Source organism: Actinomycetes bacterium, assembly GCA_035506535.1.
In the GTDB taxonomy this organism is placed as follows: Bacteria; Actinomycetota; Actinomycetes; order DATJPE01; family DATJPE01; genus DATJPE01.
Map to the genome: position 1 here is coordinate 16707 of DATJPE010000006.1, position 17232 is coordinate 33938.

Annotated in this window: 15 protein-coding genes; 6 read left to right on the top strand and 9 right to left on the bottom strand. The window is 74.4% G+C overall.

What is annotated here, in order from left to right:
* Positions 1-3: 3 nt before the first annotated feature.
* Both VMI11_01160 and pdxH read right to left on the bottom strand, forming a co-directional pair.
* Positions 4-1314 (bottom strand): MFS transporter, encoded by a 1311-nt coding sequence (locus VMI11_01160; protein HTY71016.1) that lies wholly within the window; start codon positions 1312-1314, stop codon positions 4-6.
* The gene (gene pdxH, locus VMI11_01165) at positions 1311-1976 is read right to left on the bottom strand and encodes a pyridoxamine 5'-phosphate oxidase (protein HTY71017.1); all 666 of its coding nucleotides are present in this window, start codon (positions 1974-1976) and stop codon (positions 1311-1313) included. Before pdxH ends, VMI11_01160 begins: the two co-directional genes overlap by 4 nt.
* Before the next feature lie 114 nt (positions 1977-2090).
* Here pdxH and VMI11_01170 point away from each other — a divergent pair, with 114 nt between their 5' ends.
* Entirely contained in the window at positions 2091-3221 is a 1131-nt protein-coding gene (locus VMI11_01170) for a citrate synthase 2 (protein HTY71018.1), read from the top strand.
* A 124-nt stretch (positions 3222-3345) separates the two neighbouring features.
* Positions 3346-4476: a phosphoserine transaminase gene (serC, locus tag VMI11_01175; protein HTY71019.1), complete on the top strand. Its 1131-nt coding sequence runs from the start codon at positions 3346-3348 to the stop codon at positions 4474-4476.
* On the opposite strand, the gene VMI11_01180 is transcribed toward serC, so the two are convergent.
* Positions 4439-5509 carry a hypothetical protein gene (locus VMI11_01180; protein ID HTY71020.1) on the bottom strand — a complete coding sequence of 357 codons (1071 nt, stop codon included), beginning with the start codon at positions 5507-5509 and terminating at the stop codon, positions 4439-4441. The two genes, serC and VMI11_01180, sit on opposite strands and share 38 nt — an antisense overlap.
* Positions 5496-6686: an SAM-dependent methyltransferase gene (locus VMI11_01185; GenBank protein HTY71021.1), complete on the bottom strand. Its 1191-nt coding sequence runs from the start codon at positions 6684-6686 to the stop codon at positions 5496-5498. Before VMI11_01185 ends, VMI11_01180 begins: the two co-directional genes overlap by 14 nt.
* Positions 6687-6831: 145 nt before the next feature.
* Here VMI11_01185 and VMI11_01190 point away from each other — a divergent pair, with 145 nt between their 5' ends.
* Complete coding sequence (locus tag VMI11_01190; GenBank protein HTY71022.1) at positions 6832-7296, top strand: DUF2530 domain-containing protein; 465 nt, start codon at positions 6832-6834, stop codon at positions 7294-7296.
* 84 nt (positions 7297-7380) lie between these two features.
* On the opposite strand, the gene VMI11_01195 is transcribed toward VMI11_01190, so the two are convergent.
* The gene (locus VMI11_01195; GenBank protein HTY71023.1) at positions 7381-8154 is read right to left on the bottom strand and encodes a DUF3027 domain-containing protein; all 774 of its coding nucleotides are present in this window, start codon (positions 8152-8154) and stop codon (positions 7381-7383) included.
* A 4-nt stretch (positions 8155-8158) separates the two neighbouring features.
* A complete protein-coding gene (locus VMI11_01200) occupies positions 8159-8536 on the bottom strand; it encodes a cold-shock protein (GenBank protein ID HTY71024.1) in 378 nt (125 codons plus the stop codon).
* Positions 8537-8704: 168 nt separating this feature from the next.
* Here VMI11_01200 and VMI11_01205 point away from each other — a divergent pair, with 168 nt between their 5' ends.
* Positions 8705-11029 carry a helicase C-terminal domain-containing protein gene (locus VMI11_01205; protein HTY71025.1) on the top strand — a complete coding sequence of 775 codons (2325 nt, stop codon included), beginning with the start codon at positions 8705-8707 and terminating at the stop codon, positions 11027-11029.
* Between the two features lie 76 nt (positions 11030-11105).
* Here the strand turns inward: VMI11_01205 and VMI11_01210 are convergent, their stop codons facing one another.
* Positions 11106-11642 (bottom strand): hypothetical protein, encoded by a 537-nt coding sequence (locus VMI11_01210; GenBank protein HTY71026.1) that lies wholly within the window; start codon positions 11640-11642, stop codon positions 11106-11108.
* A 162-nt stretch (positions 11643-11804) separates the two neighbouring features.
* On the opposite strand from VMI11_01210, the gene VMI11_01215 reads away from it, so the two are divergent.
* Positions 11805-13466 carry a DNA repair helicase XPB gene (locus VMI11_01215; protein ID HTY71027.1) on the top strand — a complete coding sequence of 554 codons (1662 nt, stop codon included), beginning with the start codon at positions 11805-11807 and terminating at the stop codon, positions 13464-13466.
* A 54-nt stretch (positions 13467-13520) separates the two neighbouring features.
* On the opposite strand, the gene VMI11_01220 is transcribed toward VMI11_01215, so the two are convergent.
* Both VMI11_01220 and VMI11_01225 read right to left on the bottom strand, forming a co-directional pair.
* Positions 13521-14309, bottom strand: coding sequence for a DUF4031 domain-containing protein (locus VMI11_01220; protein ID HTY71028.1), 789 nt, complete (start codon positions 14307-14309; stop codon positions 13521-13523).
* Positions 14310-14420: 111 nt separating this feature from the next.
* Positions 14421-14822, bottom strand: coding sequence for a hypothetical protein (locus VMI11_01225; protein HTY71029.1), 402 nt, complete (start codon positions 14820-14822; stop codon positions 14421-14423).
* Between the two features lie 160 nt (positions 14823-14982).
* Here VMI11_01225 and VMI11_01230 point away from each other — a divergent pair, with 160 nt between their 5' ends.
* Positions 14983-16998, top strand: a complete 2016-nt coding sequence (locus VMI11_01230) for an AAA family ATPase (GenBank protein HTY71030.1) — start codon at positions 14983-14985, stop codon at positions 16996-16998.
* The last annotated feature ends 234 nt before the right edge of the window (positions 16999-17232 follow it).

The following is a 17232-nucleotide window of genomic DNA, read 5'->3' on the forward strand; positions in this document are numbered from 1 at the left end:
CTGTCAGGGCTCGGGGTGCCGGCCGTCATAGTGGGCGAAGCGTGGGAAGAGGGCGGTAAGCAGGCCGATCCCGGCCACGCACAGCAGCCCACCGCTGACGATGGAGACCCGCTCACCGAACAGCGCCGCCACCGCACCGGACTCGACGTCCCCGAGCCGGGGGCCGCCGGCGACCACGACGACGAACACCCCCTGCAGGCGTCCACGAAGCGCGTCGGGGGTCGCCACCTGCAGGATCGTCGACCGGAACACCGCGCTCACCATGTCCGCGCAGCCCGCCACCGCCAGGAGCAGCAGGCCGACCCACAGTGTCGAGGTGAGTCCGAAGACGGCGATCGCGAAGCCCCACACCGTGATCGCCACGAGCACCGCCCGGCCCTGCCAGCGCACCCCGGGCAGCCGCCCCGAGAAGAGGGCGCCGAGTAGCGCACCGACCGCGGGCGCCGCCGACAGCAGACCGACGACTCCCGCGCCGCCGCCGTAGAACTCCCCCGCCACGGCGGGGAACAGCGCTCGCGGCATCCCGAAGACCATCGCGACGATGTCGACGAGGAAGGACATGAGCAGGTTCGTCCGCGTGCGCAGGAACCGCAGCCCCTCCAACACCGACGCGAGGCCCGCCCGCCCGCGTGCCGATGCCGGTGACTCGCCCTCCGCGACGAGGGGTGGGACCGGCGGCAGCCGCCACGCGGCGTAGACCGCGACGAGATAGGTCACGACGTCGACGCCGTACGCGACGCGCACCCCTCCCGTGGCCCCGATCAGCACACCGCCCAGCAGGGGCCCGACGGTCAACCCGAGGTTCATCGTCACCTGCGACAGCGCGTTGGCCGCGGGCAGCTGGTCGAGGCCGACGAGGCGGGGGATGATCGCGTTGCGCGCAGGGTTGTTCACGGCGAAGAAGCCGGACTGGAAGGCGATGATCACGTAGAGGAGCCACACCGAGTCCGTGCCCGCGGTGGCCTGCACGAACAGCACCACCGACAGCAGCATCAGCCCGACCTGGGTGATGAGGATCAGCCGCCGCCGCTCCACGGCGTCAGCGATCGCGCCCCCGTACAGCCCGAACACCACGAGCGGCACGAGCGCGAACGCGCCGATCAGCCCGACGTGGAACGACGACTGCGTGATGGCGTACACCTGGATGGCCACCGCGACGACGGTCATCTGCTGGCCGATGACCGACACGCTCGTGCCCAGCCACAATCGGCGGTAGGGCGCGGAGATCCGCAGCGGGGTGACGTCGGCGACCACGCCGGCGAGCCACCCCGGTCCCCGCCCCTCCTGGCGTTCTCCCTCGGTGGCCTCGCTCACGGTGCGAGCCGCTCGACGACCCAGGTCGTCGCGGTACGCCGGTAGCGCAACCGGTCGTGCATGCGGTCCGGGCGGCCTTGCCAGAACTCGACCACCTCGGGGGTCACGCGCAACCCGCCCCACCGATCGGGAGCGGGCACGCGGGTGCCTTCGGGGAAGCGGGCGGCCGCCTCCGCCCAACGCCGCTCGAGGTCCTCCCGGCCGGGGACGACCGTGGACTGGGGGCTCGCCCACGCCCCGATCTGTGAGCCCCAGGGGCGGGTGTCGAAGTAGGCCTGGGTCTCCTCGCGGGAGACCGGGGACGCCGAGCCCTCGACGCGGACCTGACGGCCGATCGCGTACCACGGCAGGACCAGCGCCACCCGTGGCTCGTGGGCGATGGACCGGCCCTTGTGGGAGTCGAGGTTGGTGTAGAACACCAGCCCGTCAGGGTCGAGGCCCTTGAGGAGCACGATGCGCGCGCTCGGCCGGCCGTCGGGATCGACCGTGGCGACCACCATCGCGTTGGGCTCCGGGATCCGCGACGCCACCGCGTCGTCGAGCCAGCGGGCGAGCTGGTCGAGCGGGTCCGCAGCCAGGTCGCCCTCGCTCAGGCCGCGGTCGGCGTAGGCGATCCGCAGCGCCGCCAGGTCGACGGCGGGGCCGGGAGCGGCGTTGGTCACAACCTTCATCCTCCCTCAGTCGGGTGGGGCAGGATGCTGAGGGAGGCCGACGCGCTCGCTGGTCCGACCGCGCTGGAGGAGTCCCCGTCCGCGGGGCGCACGAGGGAGCACGTCATGGCGGAGTTCGTACCGGGTCTCGAGGGTGTCGTCGCGTTCGAGACCCAGATCGCGGAGCCGGACCGCGAGGGCAGCGCGCTGCGCTACCGCGGGGTCGACATCGAGGACCTGGTCGGCCGCGTGTCCTACGGACAGGTCTGGGGTCTCCTCGTCGACGCGGAGTTCAACCCCGGCCTGCCGCCCGCCGAGCCGTTCCCGATCCCCGTGCACTCCGGGGACATCCGGGTCGACGTCCAGGCGGCCATCGCGACGCTGGCGCCGGCCTGGGGCCTGCGCCCGCTGCTCGACATCGACGACGACGAGGCGCGGGAGAACCTGGCCCACGTCTCGGTGATGGCGATGTCCTTCGTCGCGCAGTCGGCGCGCGGCCTCGGCCTGCCGATGGTGCCGCAGCAGCGCATCGACGAGGCCCGTACGATCGTCGAGCGGTTCATGATCCGCTGGCGCGGCGAGCCGGACCCCAAGCACGTGCAGGCGGTGGACGCCTACTTCGTCTCGGCTGCCGAGCACGGCATGAACGCCTCCACGTTCACCGCCCGCGTGATCGCCTCGACCGGCGCCGACGTGGCCGCGGCGATCTCCGGTGCGGTCGGGGCGCTCAGCGGTCCCCTGCACGGTGGTGCCCCGTCCCGTGTCCTCGGGATGATCGAGGAGATCGAGCGGCGCGGCGATGCCCGAGCCTACGTCCGCGAGGTGCTGGACAAGGGCGAGCGGCTCATGGGCTTCGGCCACCGGGTCTACCGCGCCGAGGACCCCCGGGCCCGGGTCCTGCGCCGGACCGCGCGGGAGCTCGGCGCGCCGCGCTACGAGGTCGCGGAGGCGCTCGAGAGGGCGGCCCTCGACGAGCTGCGCGAGCGGCGCCCGGACCGGGTACTCGAGACCAACGTCGAGTTCTGGGCCGCGATCATCCTCGACTTCGCCCAGGTGCCCTCGCACATGTTCACGTCGATGTTCAGCTGCGCCCGGCTGGCCGGATGGAGTGCGCACATCCTCGAGCAGAAGCGCACGGGGCGCCTCATCCGCCCCTCGGCCCGCTACGTCGGTCCGGGCCCACGCCGTCCCGAGGACGTCCCCGGGTGGGACCCGTTCATCGTGCAGCCGTCCGGCTACCAGCCGAAACCGCTCTGAGGCGCCCTCGGGTCCGCGCGCCGTTGTGCGCTTCGTCACGCCGGGCCGGCCGACGAGCGTGCGGGCGTCTCGCGGGATGGACCCGAGCGCGGCAGACCCTGCGGACGCGCCTAGCCTGGCTGACATGGCTCTCGACCCGACCGCGATCCAGATCCCCGCCGACATCAAGCCGTCCGACGGGCGCTTCGGCTCCGGACCGAGCAAGGTCCGGCCCGCCCAGGTGGAAGCCCTCGCCGCCGTCGCGACGACCTACCTCGGGACCTCGCACCGGCAGAAGACCGTGCGCGCGCAGGTGCAGCGGCTGCGCGAGGGGCTGGCCCAGCTCTTCTCGCTTCCCGAGGGCTACGAGGTCGTGCTGGGCAACGGCGGGTCGACGGCGTTCTGGGACGCGGCGACCTTCGGCCTGATTCAGGACCGCGCGCAGTTCCTGTCCTTCGGTGAGTTCGGCTCCAAGTTCGCCGCCGCGGCGAAGGCCGCGCCGCACCTTGGGGACCCGACCATCGTCACGTCCGCGCCCGGCGACGCGCCGGACTTCCACGCGGAGGCCGGCGTCGACGTGTACGCCACGCCGCACAACGAGACCTCGACAGGTGTGGCAATCACGCCGCGAAGGGTCGCGGGCGCGGACGAGGGTTCGCTCCTGGTGGTCGACGCCACCTCGGCCGCGGGTGGCCTGCCGGTGGACGTCGCCGAGACCGACGCGTACTACTTCGCCCCGCAGAAGTGCTTCGCCTCCGACGGCGGCCTGTGGATCGCCCTGCTGAGCCCAGCGGCGGTCGCGCGGATCGCACGCATCCAGGAGTCAGGGCGGTGGACGCCGGCCTTCCTCGACCTGCAGGTCGCCGTGGACAACAGCCGGCTCGAGCAGACGTACAACACTCCCGCCCTGGCCACGATCTTCCTCGCCGCGGAGCAGACCGACTGGTTCAACGAGCAGGGCGGCCTGGCCTGGTGCGTGCAGCGCACCGCGGAGTCGAGCTCGACGCTGTACACCTGGGCCGAGAAGACCGACTACACGACGCCGTACGTCTCCGACCCCGCGAAGCGCTCGGCGGTCGTCGGCACCATCGACTTCGACGACGCCGTCGACGCGACGGTCGTGGCGAAGGCGTTGCGTGCCAACGGGATCGTGGACGTCGAGCCGTACCGCAAGCTCGGCCGCAACCAGCTGCGCGTGGCCATGTTCCCGGCGGTCGAGCCGAGCGACGTCGCCGCCCTCACGGCGTGCGTCGACCACGTGGTCGCCTCGCTCTGACCGCACCCTCGCCGCGGCGTCGTCGCCGGCTCACCGTCGCGGTCAGCGCAGCCACGGCCGCTCCCGCGGCGAGCAGCAGGCGTGCCTCCCGCGAGGTGCCTCCCCCGGAGCCCGCTGCGGCCGTACCCTCCGTCGAGGCGCTCGAGGCGACGGCCCTTCGCGACGTCGTGGGTCCGTCCGCCGCACTGCTGGCAGGGGAGGTGCTCGCCACTGCGCCACCGGACGCCGACCCGACACGGACCGGGACGCGCCACACCTGGCTGCGCCCACCCTCGCTGCCGAGCAGGAGTGCCGAGCCGTCAGGAGTCCAGGACAGCGACTCCCCTTGCGGCTGAAGCGGAATCGCCATCGTGGCCCACGGACCTCGGATCGACGGCGCGGTCCATGCCGAGAAGTAGCCCCGGAGCGCGACGGTACGCCCGTCCGGTGAGAACGCACCGTCGGTGACGATGGGCGGGGCCGGCGCCACACGGCGCAGCAGGTTGACGCGATCGGGACGCAGCCGCCTCGGCGCCTCATAGACAGCGGCATTGCGCAGCTGCTTCGTGACGATGTACATCCGCTGCGTCCTCGGGTCGACGAGAAGGGTCTCCGCGTCGTGCGGGCCGTCGGGGTAGCGCAGGTCGTAGGCCGTCCACGCGACGTCCTGGTCACCCAGCCGGGTGGGCTCCACGACCCGGTAGACGCGAACCGAGCGCCACTGGCTGAGGTTGTCCCCGACGTCGCCCACCCACAGCAGTGGCACGCCGCCCGCGCCGCGCCCCGCCGCCAGCGCCTCCCAGTCGCGGTTCACGGCACCGCGAAGGTGCAGCAACGCGACGGTTCTCCCTGACCGGTCGACGCCGAAGACCCGGGCGGTGTCCCCGCTGTCGTTGGTCGTCCACACCAGACCTGGGTGGAGGGCGCTGACCACGAGGTCGCTCGACTCGGTGATCCTCGGGTCGGACAGCGTCCGATCGTGCGACCAGGCGCCCGGTGAGGCGGCGACGAGAGCCGCGAGAGCGGCCGCGGCGGCCAGGTCAGCCGACAGCACCGGGCACACCGCCGAGCCGGACCTCCAGCGCCGGACGCAGCCGCCACTGGCCGGTCAGGGCCGTGTACTCCGCGACCTGGGCGGGCGTCGGTGCAGCACCGGTGCGTACCGCCCGGATGAGGACGTTGCGCGGGGTGTGCCTCGACGCCACGAACTCCACGACGTCGACCCGGTAGCCGGACAGGCGCAGGATCGCGGCCCGGAGCGCGTCGGTCAGCACGTCCGCGAACCGCTCGCGCAGGATCGCGTGCCGCGCGATCGCTCCGTAGGGCTCCGGAGCGGCAGCGGCCCCACCGGCCGCCGTCAGCTGCCGCTGCACGTCGTGGTGGCAGCAGGGGGCCGCGAGCACCAGCGGTGCCCGCCACCCGATGGCGCGCGCCAGCGCGTCGTCGGTCGCGGTGTCGCAGGCGTGCAGGGCGAGCACCACGTCGGGGGGCCACCCGAGCGGCACGTCCTCGATCCGGCCCTCGACGAACTCGGCGGCGTCGGCCCAGCCGAGCCGTCGCGCCGCTTCGGTGTTGTGCGCGCGAGCCTGGGCCTTCGCGTCGACCCCGGTGACGTGGACGTCCCAGCCTCGGTTGCGTGACAGGTGGGCGTACGTCGCGAGCGTCAGCGCCGCGTTGCCGCAGCCGAGGTCCACGACGCGAAGCGGTCGGCCGGCTGCCGGCAGGCCCGGGACGTCGTCGAGCACCGGGTCGAGCGCGCGCAGGAACGCCTCCACCTGGCGCCTCTTGTCCGCCCCGGCTCCGATCGCCGTGAACAGCGGGTCGTCGGGGGCGAGCAGGGTTCGTCCGACTCGGTCGTGCTCGGTCAGCTGCGTGCGGGTGGCCGGAGAGCGATGCACCTGCGCCTCGCCCTTCTTCGTCACCCGCAGCTGGACGGTCTCGCCCGTGGTCTGCACGTGCCAGCTGCCGTATGCCTGCCCGAGAGCCGCGTCCACGGCGGCGGCCGCGTCCTCGCCGTACGGCACGTGCTCGGTTCGGGTCTGCGTTCCGTCCCAGCGAGTCAGCAGCAGCCGACGCCCGGCCTTGATATCCACTGGCCGCAGCTCGAGACGCTGGTCCTGCGGGGGCGCGGCCCCGCGCCGGCGCCCGGTCGCCACGGCGCGGACGAGGCGGTCGGGGTCGACGAGGTCCGCGCGCAGGCTCGCCAGGGCGTCCGCCAGGTTCTCGGGCACGGCTCAGCGGACCAGCGAGCCCACGACCACCAGCACGACGAGCAGGACGAGCGCGCCGAGCACGACCCACTGCCTCGTGCGCGCGTCCACCTGGGGAGGGTACGCCGCCGAGCGCGCCGCCCCGGGCGCCGTAGCCTGCTCTCCCGTGGCCCCACCCGACGCAGACCAGCCGCCCGCGGACGCTGGTCAGCAGGCCGCGGACGCCGGTCCGCAGGCCGCGGACGCTGGTCAGCAGGCCGCGGACGCCGGTCCGCAAGCCGCGGACGCCGGTCAGCAGGCAGCGCCCCGGCCGGTCGACCCGCTGGACGTCGACGGCGTCGTGCCGATCCTCGTCGGGATCCTGGCCTGGGTGATCGCCCTCGTGGTCCTCGCCGTCATCGGGGTGCGCGGGCAGCCACTGTGGGTGTGCGCCGTCGGCGCGCTGCTGGGTGTGATCGGGATGCCGTACCTGCTGCGTCGCCGCGCGGTCTACCGGGCGAGCCGGGCCGCCCGCCCCGCCGCGGGCTCGGCGCCCTCGAGCCGCTCGGGGCACGTCAGTCACCCCACGACCCCCGCTGACCCCACGACCCCCGCTGACCCCACGACCTCCGGCGGAGCTCCGCCGGCGTAGCCGTCCCACCCCCCCGCCACTAGTGGCGGGATACGCGTCACTGCCGGGGCGGCGAGTGACGGAGAGGCCGCCACATGTGGGGGCTCAGCTGTGGCCGAGGTCGTCGTAGCCGTAGTCGTCGACCACGGGGGCGGCGGCCTCACCCGCCCGGCCACGGGAGCGGACCGCCGCCGCCGCGCCTTCGGAGTGCGCGCCGCAGCCGTGGTCCACGCTCACCACGATCCCGTCGCTCGGGGACCACTCGTTCGCGCACACGCCGAACACCCGCCCCATGGCCCCGCCGAGGTGCACGAGGAAGCCGCAGGTCTCGCACGTCGCGGGCGCGGCCTCGGCCAGCTCGGCACCCGGCCCGCCGCGGCCGTTGATCCAGCGGTCCGCCGCCTCGTCCCGCCCCTCGGGGGACAGCACGCGATGGCGGCCGAGGCCGAGCTCGACCACGACCTCGAGCACGTCGGGCTCGTCGTCGGCCCGGACGAGATACCCCGGGACCAGGCGAGGGTCGTCCGGCGAGGACGGCAGCAGGTCGCCGGGGCCGAGGTCGTCGGGGCGCAGGCGCTCGGCCCAGGGCACCCAGGGCGGCGCCAGCAGGGCGCCCTCGCCCGGGAGCTGGACCACCTCGTCGACGGTCACCGACCGGCCGCGGGAGATCCGCGACACGGTGACCGCCCAGACCCAGCCGCGGTAGCCCGGTGCCAGCGAGGCGAAGCGGTGGGTCAGCACCCGCTCGGCGTCGGGCTCCAGGGTCCACCCCAGGTGCTCACCGACCAGGCCGGCGCCCGCCTCCTCGACGGCGGCGGCCCGGGCGAGGTCCACCGAGGCCACCAACGTGGCGTCCGGCTTGGTCGCGAGCGCAGCCACCGGGTCAGCCCTCCAGCTGGTCGGCGACGGCTCGCAGCATCTTGGCGACCTTCGCGGTGTCCGCCGGGTACTTGCCGCGGCGCAGGCTGTTGCCGACCCCGTCGAGGACCTTGATGAGGTCCTCCACGACGACGGTCATGTCCTCGGCCGGTCGGCGCTTCGCGGCCGCGACCGAGGGCAGCGGGTCGAGCAGCACGACCGACAGGGCCTGCTCGCCGCGGCGCCCCTCGGCGACCCCGAACTCGACACGGGAGCCCGGCTTGAGCGACTCGACGCCCGCGGGCAGCGCGGAGGCGTGGACGAACACATCGCCCCCGTCGTCGCGGGAGAGGAAGCCGAAGCCCTTCTCCGTGTCGTACCACTTGACCTTGCCGGTGGGCACCGCAGACCTCGTCATTCCACAGGGGGTGGTGGGCCGGTACGCCCGATGGGCAGCCGGCCGCAGCCTCGAAGGGGCCGCACCGAGATGGTAGTGGGGCACGGCCCGCGCGGGCGTACCCGTTCTCGGCCGGCGGAACCCGCCCCGCTCCCGAGGGGTAGCGTCGAGCGGATGACCACCGGTGAGCCGCCCGAGGCGCGCCGCGCTCAGGCCAGCCTGGCCGAGAGCGTGCGCTCGCTCGACGACGCCGCTTTGGCCCGCCTGCTCACCGCCCGCCCCGACCTGCTGCACCCGGTGCCGTCGGACCTGGCCGCACTCGCCGCGCGAGCCGTCACCCCGTCCTCGGTCAGCCGGGCGCTGGATCGCCTGGACGCCTGGACGCTCGCCGTCGCCGAGGCGGTCGTCGTGCTGCCCCCGCCGGTCGCTCCCGCGTCGGTCCTCGCCGTGCTCCCCGGCGCGAGCCTGGACGACGTCGACCGGGCGGTCACCACGCTGCGCGAGCAGGCCCTGCTGTGGGGGCCGCACGAGGACCTGCGGCTGCCGCGCAGCGTGGTCGACGCGTTCGGCTCGACCCCCGCCGGTCTCGGGCCGTCCTTCGCCGCCCGCCCCGCGGTCGCCACGCTCGTCGCCGACCGGGAGCGCCTCTCCGCGCTGCTCTCGCAGGCCCCGGAGGGGGCGCTGCAGGCGCTCGACCTGCTCGTCTGGGGACCCCCGAGCGGCCGGGTGGACAACGCCGAGCGGGCGGTCGACCCGGCCAGTGCCCGCACCCCGATCGAGTGGCTGCTGGCGCACGGCCTGCTCGTGCCCACCGGGCCGGACGCCGTGGTCCTGCCGCGCGAGATCGCCCTGGCCCTGCGGGGTGCGCTCTACCGCGAGAGCCCGCTCGCCCCGCCGCCGGCCGCGACGCTCACCCACCGCCCGGCCGACGTGGACCGGACCGCGGCGGGGCAGGCGTTCGCGTTCGTCCGCCTCGTCGAGGCGCTGCTCGAGGCCTGGGGCATGGACCCGCCCCCGGTCCTGCGCGCCGGGGGCCTCGGCGTGCGCGAGCTTCGCCGTACTGCCGCCGCCCTCGACGTCGACGAGCGCACCGCCGGGCTGGTCGCGGAGACGGCGTACGTCTGCGGGCTGCTCGCCCCCGACGGGGAGTCCCCCGAGCGATTCGCGCCGACCCCCGAGTACGACCGCTGGCTGGCCACGGACAGCGCCGACCGGTGGGCGAGCCTCGTCGCCGGTTGGCTGGCCACCACGCGGGTGGCCGGCTGGGTCGGCGAGCGGGACGAACGGGACCGGCCGCTCGCGGCACTCGGGCCGGACCTCGACCGCGGCGCGGCGCCGGGCCTGCGGATGGCGGTCGTCGAGGAGCTGGCGCAGCTGCCCCCGGGAGCGGCGGAGACGACCGCGTCGATCGAGGCGCGCGTGGCGTGGCGGCGCCCCCGGCGGGCCGCTCGGCTGCGACCGGCGCTGGTCGGCTGGACCGTCGATGAGGCCGAGCGACTCGGGGTGACCGGGCGCGGCGCGCTCTCCGAAGCGGCGCGTGTGCTGCTGCACGAGGGCCCGGAAGCGGCTGCCGACGTCCTGGAGCCGTTGCTGCCGGAGCCCCTCGACCACGTGCTCCTGCAGGCCGACCTCACCGCGGTCGCCCCCGGCCCGCTGGAGTCCTCCCTCGCCGCCGAGCTGGCCCTCATGGCCGACGTCGAGTCGACGGGGGGCGCGACCGTCTACCGGTTCACCCCGGCGTCCGTGCGGCGCGCGCTCGACGCCGGACGCGCCGCCTCCGACGTCCACGCCTTCCTCAGCGCCCGCTCCCGCACCCCGGTGCCGCAGCCTCTCGCCTATCTCGTCGACGACGTGGCCCGCCGGCACGGCATCATGCGGGTCGGTACGGCACGGGCGTACGTGCGCTGCGACGACCTCGCGGTGCTGGACGAGGTGATGGCCGACCGGCGGGCCGATCGGCTGCGGCTGCGCCGCCTCGCGCCGACCGTGCTGGTCGCGGCGGTGACCCCCGACGAGCTGCTCGCAGGCCTGCGGGAGATGGGCTACGCCCCGGCGGCGGAGTCCGACACCGGGACGGTCGTCGTCCGCCGACCGGACCAGCACCGCACCCCTCCGCGCCGCCGACCCGCGCCGGTGGGCGCCGAGCCGCCGCCGCCGTCGGAGGTGCTCGTCGTCGCGGCCGTACGCGCGCTGCGGGCCGGCGACCGCGCGACGACCGCCCCGCGCGGGCCGGTCGTCGGACCGGCGCTGGGCGGCGTGCTGCCGCGCACGCCCGCCGCGCAGACCTTGGCGCTGCTGCGCGACGCCCTCGCCGACGAGCGGCCGCTGTGGATCGGCTACGTCGACTCCGACGGCGGCGTCAGCGAGCGGGTGATCGATCCGGTCCGCCTCTCCGGAGGTTCCCTCACCGCCTTCGACCACCGTACCGGCGAGCTGCGCACCTTCCCGGTGCACCGGATCACCGGCGCCGCGACCATCGACGAGGACGCCCCGCCCTGACCGTCCGCAGCCCGAGCGGGGGCGGCGGTCAGGACCCGTGCGTCAACGGCGGTGAGGACGCCTGCGTCTCCGGCGGTCAGGACGAGCGCGCGGACGCGATCATCGAGGCGACGCCGGACGGCAGGCTCGACGGGACCGACGAGGGCAGGCCGGAGGGCACCGTGGAGGCGGGGGCCGAGGCGCCGGCGAGGCCCGTGCAGTTCTTCATCGTCCAGATGACGATGTTCCCGATCGCCTTCTGCGCGTCCGCGGAGATCGAGGGCGCCTTGGCGGTCCCCACCTGCCCCGCCGCCGTGCGATAAGCGTCCGCAAGGGTCTTCACGTCGTCCTTGATCTCGGCAGGTGCCGACGCCTGCAGCTGGTCGGCGAACTGCCGCAGCTTGGTGGCCGCGTCAGACATGGTGCCGGCGCTCGCGAGGCCGTTGCCCGCGGTCTCGAAGACACGGCAGAACGCGGCAGCGCCGGCCGCTCCCACGGAGGCCTGGCTGGCCGAGGGTGCGGCCGAGGCGGCCGACGAGGCGGACGAGCCGCCTCCGCTGCTGCTGCTCCCGCAGGCGGTCGTCGCCAGGGCGACCACCACGAGGGCCGGGGCGAGGGCGTGAGACGTGCGCATGGGGGGAGTCTCGCAGCGCCCGCGAGGGACGCGACAGTGAGGATGCCCTAACGGGAGATGTGGCTTGCTGCTGGCCCGGCGCCGGCGCGAGTTGGGTGATGTCGGCGGACCGGGGGAGACTGTGGGCTCGGTGCCCGGCAGGGCGTGAGCAGGGGAGGGCGTGTGGGCGACGGACCGTTGATCGTCCAGTCGGACAAGACGCTGCTGCTCGAGGTCGACCACGCCGACGCCGACGCCTGCCGCCGCGCCATCGCCCCCTTCGCCGAGCTGGAGCGGGCGCCGGAGCACGTCCACACCTATCGGCTGACCCCGCTCGGCCTGTGGAACGCGCGCGCCGCGGGCCACGACGCCGAGCAGGTCATCGACGCGCTGCTGACGTACAGCAGGTACGCCGTGCCGCACGCGCTGCTCGTCGACCTCGCCGAGACCATGGACCGCTACGGCCGGCTCACCTTGCTCAACCACCCGACGCACGGGCTGGTCCTGGAGTCCAGGGACCGCCCGGTCCTCGAGGAGGTGCTGCGGTCGGCGAAGGTGCGGCCGCTGGTCGGTGCCCGCATCGACGACGACACGGTCGTGGTGCACCCGAGCGAGCGGGGCCACCTCAAGCAGGTCCTGCTCAAGCTGGGCTGGCCGGCCGAGGACATGGCCGGCTACGTCGACGGCGAGGCGCACCCGATCATGCTGCGCGAACAGGGCTGGACGCTGCGCCCGTACCAGCTGGAGGCGGCGGAGGGCTTCTGGCACGGCGGCTCCGGCGTCGTCGTGCTGCCCTGCGGCGCCGGCAAGACGATCGTGGGCGCCGCGGCGATGGCGCGCGCGCAGGCGACGACGCTGATCCTCGTCACCAACACCGTCGCCGCCCGGCAGTGGAAGGCCGAGCTGCTGCGGCGGACCACGCTAACCGAGGACGAGATCGGCGAGTACTCGGGGTCGCGCAAGCAGATCAGGCCGGTGACGATCGCGACGTACCAGGTCATGACCACCCGCCGCAAAGGCGTGTACGCGCACCTGGAGCTCTTCGACGAGCGCGACTGGGGGCTGATCATCTACGACGAGGTGCACCTGCTGCCGGCGCCGATCTTCCGGTTCACCGCGGACATCCAGTCCCGGCGCCGGCTCGGCCTGACCGCGACCCTGGTGCGCGAGGACGGCCGCGAGGGCGACGTGTTCTCCCTCATCGGGCCGAAGCGCTACGACGCCCCGTGGAAGGACATCGAGGCCCAGGGCTGGATCGCCCCCGCCGACTGCGTCGAGGTGCGGGTGACGCTCACCGACCACGAGCGGCTCGTCTACGCCACGGCCGAGCCGGAGGAGCGCTACCGGCTGTGCGCGACCGCACGGTCCAAGCGCGACGTGGTCCGCCGGCTGCTGGAGCGCCATCCCGGCGAGCAGGTACTCGTCATCGGCCAGTACATCGACCAGCTCGACGACCTGGGCGCCGACCTCGACGCCCCGGTGCTCAAGGGCGAGACCACCGTGCGGGAGCGGGAGCGGCTGTTCGAGGAGTTCCGGACCGGGCAGCTGCAGACCCTGGTCGTCAGCAAGGTGGCCAACTTCTCGGTGGACCTGCCCGAGGCGGCGGTCGCGATCCAGGTGTCCGGCACGTTCGGGTCCCGGCAGGAGGAGGCGCAGCGGCTCGGCCGCGTGCTGCGGCCCAAGTCCGACGGGCGTACCGCCCGCTTCTACACCGTCGTGTCCCGCGACACCGTCGACGCCGACTTCGCCGCGCACCGGCAGCGCTTCCTCGCCGAGCAGGGCTACGCCTACCGCATCGTCGACGCCGACGACCTCGGTTCCCTCGACCAGGCGCCCGGAGTCTGACCTATCCCCCACTTGTGGCGGGATCTACGTCTCTCGTGGCTCGTCGAGTGACGGTCAGCCCGCCACAGGTGGGGGTGGTTCGGCGGCGAGGACGATCCGCCGGGCGATCGCCGGTACGTCTGCCGAGTCAACGTCGACGACGAGGTCGGCAACAGCCTCGAACCAGTGCCCGCGCTGCTCGTCCTGTCGCTGGAAGAACTCCGCAGGGTCACCGTCGAGCCAGGGACGCCCGGCCCCCGACCCGACCCGGCGGACCAGCGTCTCGACGCTCGCCCGCAGGTAGACGACGTACGCCTCTCGCAACAGGGCTCGGCCGTCGACCCGCTCCACGACCGAGGCGGCGGCCCCGGCCACGAACGGGCCGGGTCGGTCGAGGATGACACGCAGGCACTCCACCTCGGCGTCGTGCAGGCCGTCCCAGCCGAGGATCGTGGCGGCCTCGGCCAGCGGATGGCCGGTGACCTCGGCGAGCACCACGTCGTTGTCGACCAGCGCCCACCCGGTCTGCTCCACGACGGCATCGCCCACGGTGGTCTTGCCGGCACCCATGAGGCCGACGAGCATCACCTTGGGGGCCGGCCGTGGAGCCGTACGCCGCCGGCGAAGCCCCGCGGCCGTCAACCGGGCGAGGAGCTCGCGACCCGTGACCACCGTCGCGCCCGCGTCGACGCAGCGCGGCAGGTACTCCTCGGGCACGTCGTAGTGGTCGCCGCCGAATCCCCGCCGAGGGATGTCGAGCCGCTCGGCGAACGCGTGCAGCTCCCGCATGCTGACGTCGCTCGTGAGGTGCGCCCACAGCCGACCCCGCCACGGCCAGACCGCCTGGTCGACGAGGATCGCCACCTCACCGACCCTAGATCCTCGCCGATGCCGCACCCCGACCCTGCCTCGACTCACCCGACGTCCGAGCCACCTCCGCGCGGGCCGCGGTCGGGGAGTCGGCGGAGAGCGGGGTCACCTCACGCCGGCGAAGAAGTGCCGCAGCGGTTCGGGTCCGTCGGTCGCGGGATCGACCACAGTCGCGACGTCGCGCAGCCGGGCGGCCGACCCCGCGGAGTTGCTCACCACGAGGACCGGCCCCGGATGCCGGGCCGCCAGCAGCACGAAGTCCCCGTCGCCGCTCACCAGCACGAGCGGGTCCGGCCCGGGGAGGTAGGCCTGGGCCAGCACGACGTCGGCCCGCTGCCAGCCGGCCTCCTCCACCAGCCGCGCTCCGGCCGGCCACGACGTACGGGCCAGCGCCTTCGCCCGACCCGCCACGACGATGTCACCGGGGTCGTCCAGCTCGGCCAGCACGGAGAGGAACACCCGCAGCCGCGACGGCTCGACGTTGTCGGCGTCGACCAGCACCTGCACACCCCGATCGTCTCGCGCCGCGCCCTGGTGTCCACGCAGCGGCGGCCCTAGGCCCACGGCGCGGCCGAACTCGCTGGGACGATGCAGCCCGGAGGCGCTAGCCTGCGGGGCCCCCCAAAACCCCCTCGCCGCCACCTCCCAGACACGGAGGCGCTTCGTCGTGCCCGACACCGACCCCACGCTGGAGGGTGAGCGCGCCCGGTTGGAGGCGGCGCGCGCGGACCTGGCGGCGATGCGGCAGCGGACCGCCGAGCTGGAGGTGCGGGGCGGCGACGCCGTGTCGGCGGCCTACCTGGCCGCGACGCTCTACCACCGGACCCGTGCCCTCGAGGACGACTCCAGCACGCCGCTGTTCTTCGGGCGTATCGACATGGACGGCGGGCCGACCCCTGGCCGGTGGTACGTCGGCCGCCGCCACGTGCACGACGCCCACGGCAACCCGGTCGTCGTCGACTGGCGGGCCGACGTGTCGCGCGCCTTCTACCGGGCCACCCACACCGAGCCCATGCACGTCTCGATGCGTCGCCGGTTCGGTTTCGAGCACGGCCGGATGACGGCGTACGAGGACGAGCACCTCCTCGACCGGGCCGAGCACGAGCGGCGCAGCGCCATCCTCACCGCCGAGATCGAGCGACCCCGAACCGGGCCGATGCGCGACATCGTCGCGACCATCCAGCCCGAGCAGGACCTCCTGGTCCGCACCGACCTCTCCCGCAGCGTGTGCGTCCAGGGCGCTCCGGGAACCGGCAAGACGGCGGTCGGGCTGCACCGGGCAGCCTGGCTGCTGTACGCCCACCGGGACCGCCTGCGCCGCAGCGGCGTGCTCGTCGTCGGGCCCAACCGCGCGTTCCTGCACTACATCGGGGAGGTGCTCCCCGCACTCGGCGAGGTCGAGGTCGCCCAGGCGACGGTCGAGGAGCTCCTCGGCGGGGTGCCGGTGCGTGCGGTCGATCCGGTCGAGGTGGCGACGCTGAAGGGCGACGCCCGGATGGCCGAGATCCTGCGCCGCGCGGTCTGGGGCTCGCTGCGCGCGCCGACCGAGGCGTTGGTGGTGCCGCTGGGGTCACGTCGCTGGCGGGTACCGGCGTACGTCGTCGCCGACGCGGTCGCCGCCCTGCGCGAGCGCGGGATGCGCTACGCCGCCGGCCGGGCGGCCCTGCCCCAGCGCCTCGCCCACGAGGTGCTGCTCCTCATGGAGCGGGAGGGCGTGACCACCGACGATCGGGTCCAGGACCAGGTCGCGCGCTCCCGCGCCGTCCGCGCGTACGTCGACACGGTCTGGCCGGCTCTCGACCCGGTCCGCCTGCTCCTGCGACTGCTCGGGGAACCAGCGACCCTGGCGGCGGCGGCCGACGGGATCCTGGCCGAGGACGAGCAGCGCCTGCTGACCTGGCCCCGACCCGCTCGCGGGCCGGCGAGCGCCCCCTGGTCCGCCGCGGACACGGTGCTGGTCGACGAGCTGCGCGACCTGCTCGAGCGGACGCCCAGCCTCGGCCACGTCGTCCTGGACGAGGCCCAGGACCTCTCCCCGATGCAGCTGCGCGCCGTGGGACGCCGCTGCTCCACCGGTTCGGCGACCGTGCTCGGGGACATCGCGCAGGGCACCACGCCCTGGTCGACCCCGTCGTGGGAGGCGGCCCTGACCCACCTGGGCAAGGCGGACGCCCACCTCGAGGTGCTCGCCCGCGGCTACCGCGTCCCGGCCGCCGTCATCGACTTCGCGGCTCGCCTGCTCCCCGCCACGGCGCCCGAGCTCACGCCGCCCGTCTCCGTGCGCGAGGACCCGGGGCTGCTCGTCGTCGAGCGCACGCCCACGGGCGCCCAAGCCGCCGGCGGGGCGGTCCGGCGCGCCCTCGCCTTCCTCGACCGGGAGGGCTCGGTGGGCATGATCGCGGCCGACCATCGGATCGGGGACGTCGCGGCCGAGCTCGCGCGGACCGGGACGCCGTACACGTTGCTCGGCGACGACGACGAGACCGATTCCCGCCTGACGCTGGTGCCCGCGTCGCTGGCCAAGGGCCTGGAGTTCGACTGGGTCGTGGTGCTCGAGCCCGCCCAGATCGTCGCCGCGGAGCCGCGCGGCCTGCGGCGCCTGTACGTCGTCTTGACCCGGGCCGTCTCGGGCCTGGCTGTCGTCCACGCCGACGACCTGCCCGCGCTCCTGGTCCGCGACTGACCCGAGCCGCCACGGCCCCGTGGACCGGGCAGGCACGCGAGAAGGGGCGGCCGCTCCCTTGCGGGAGGGGCCGCCCCTTCGTCGATGCTCGGACTAGACGGTATGGGCTGACCGCTCGCTGAGTGGTTGCGGGCCGGGGCCTCGCTCACAAGATTCGTGGGTTGCCGAGTAGGGGCTGCCTGCTCGGCCTATCCGACACTTGTGGGAGGCCCCGGTGTTCATTGAGCGTACGAG

What these genes read in the sequence shown, in the direction of transcription:
- VMI11_01170 (HTY71018.1), top strand. Translation starts at nt 2,091, where the DNA reads ATGGCGGAGTTCGTACCGGGTCTCGAGGGTGTCGTCGCGTTCGAGACC.
- serC (HTY71019.1), top strand. Translation starts at nt 3,346, where the DNA reads ATGGCTCTCGACCCGACCGCGATCCAGATCCCCGCCGACATCAAGCCG.
- VMI11_01205 (HTY71025.1), top strand. Translation starts at nt 8,705, where the DNA reads ATGACCACCGGTGAGCCGCCCGAGGCGCGCCGCGCTCAGGCCAGCCTG.
- VMI11_01210 (HTY71026.1), bottom strand. Translation starts at nt 11,642, where the DNA reads ATGCGCACGTCTCACGCCCTCGCCCCGGCCCTCGTGGTGGTCGCCCTG.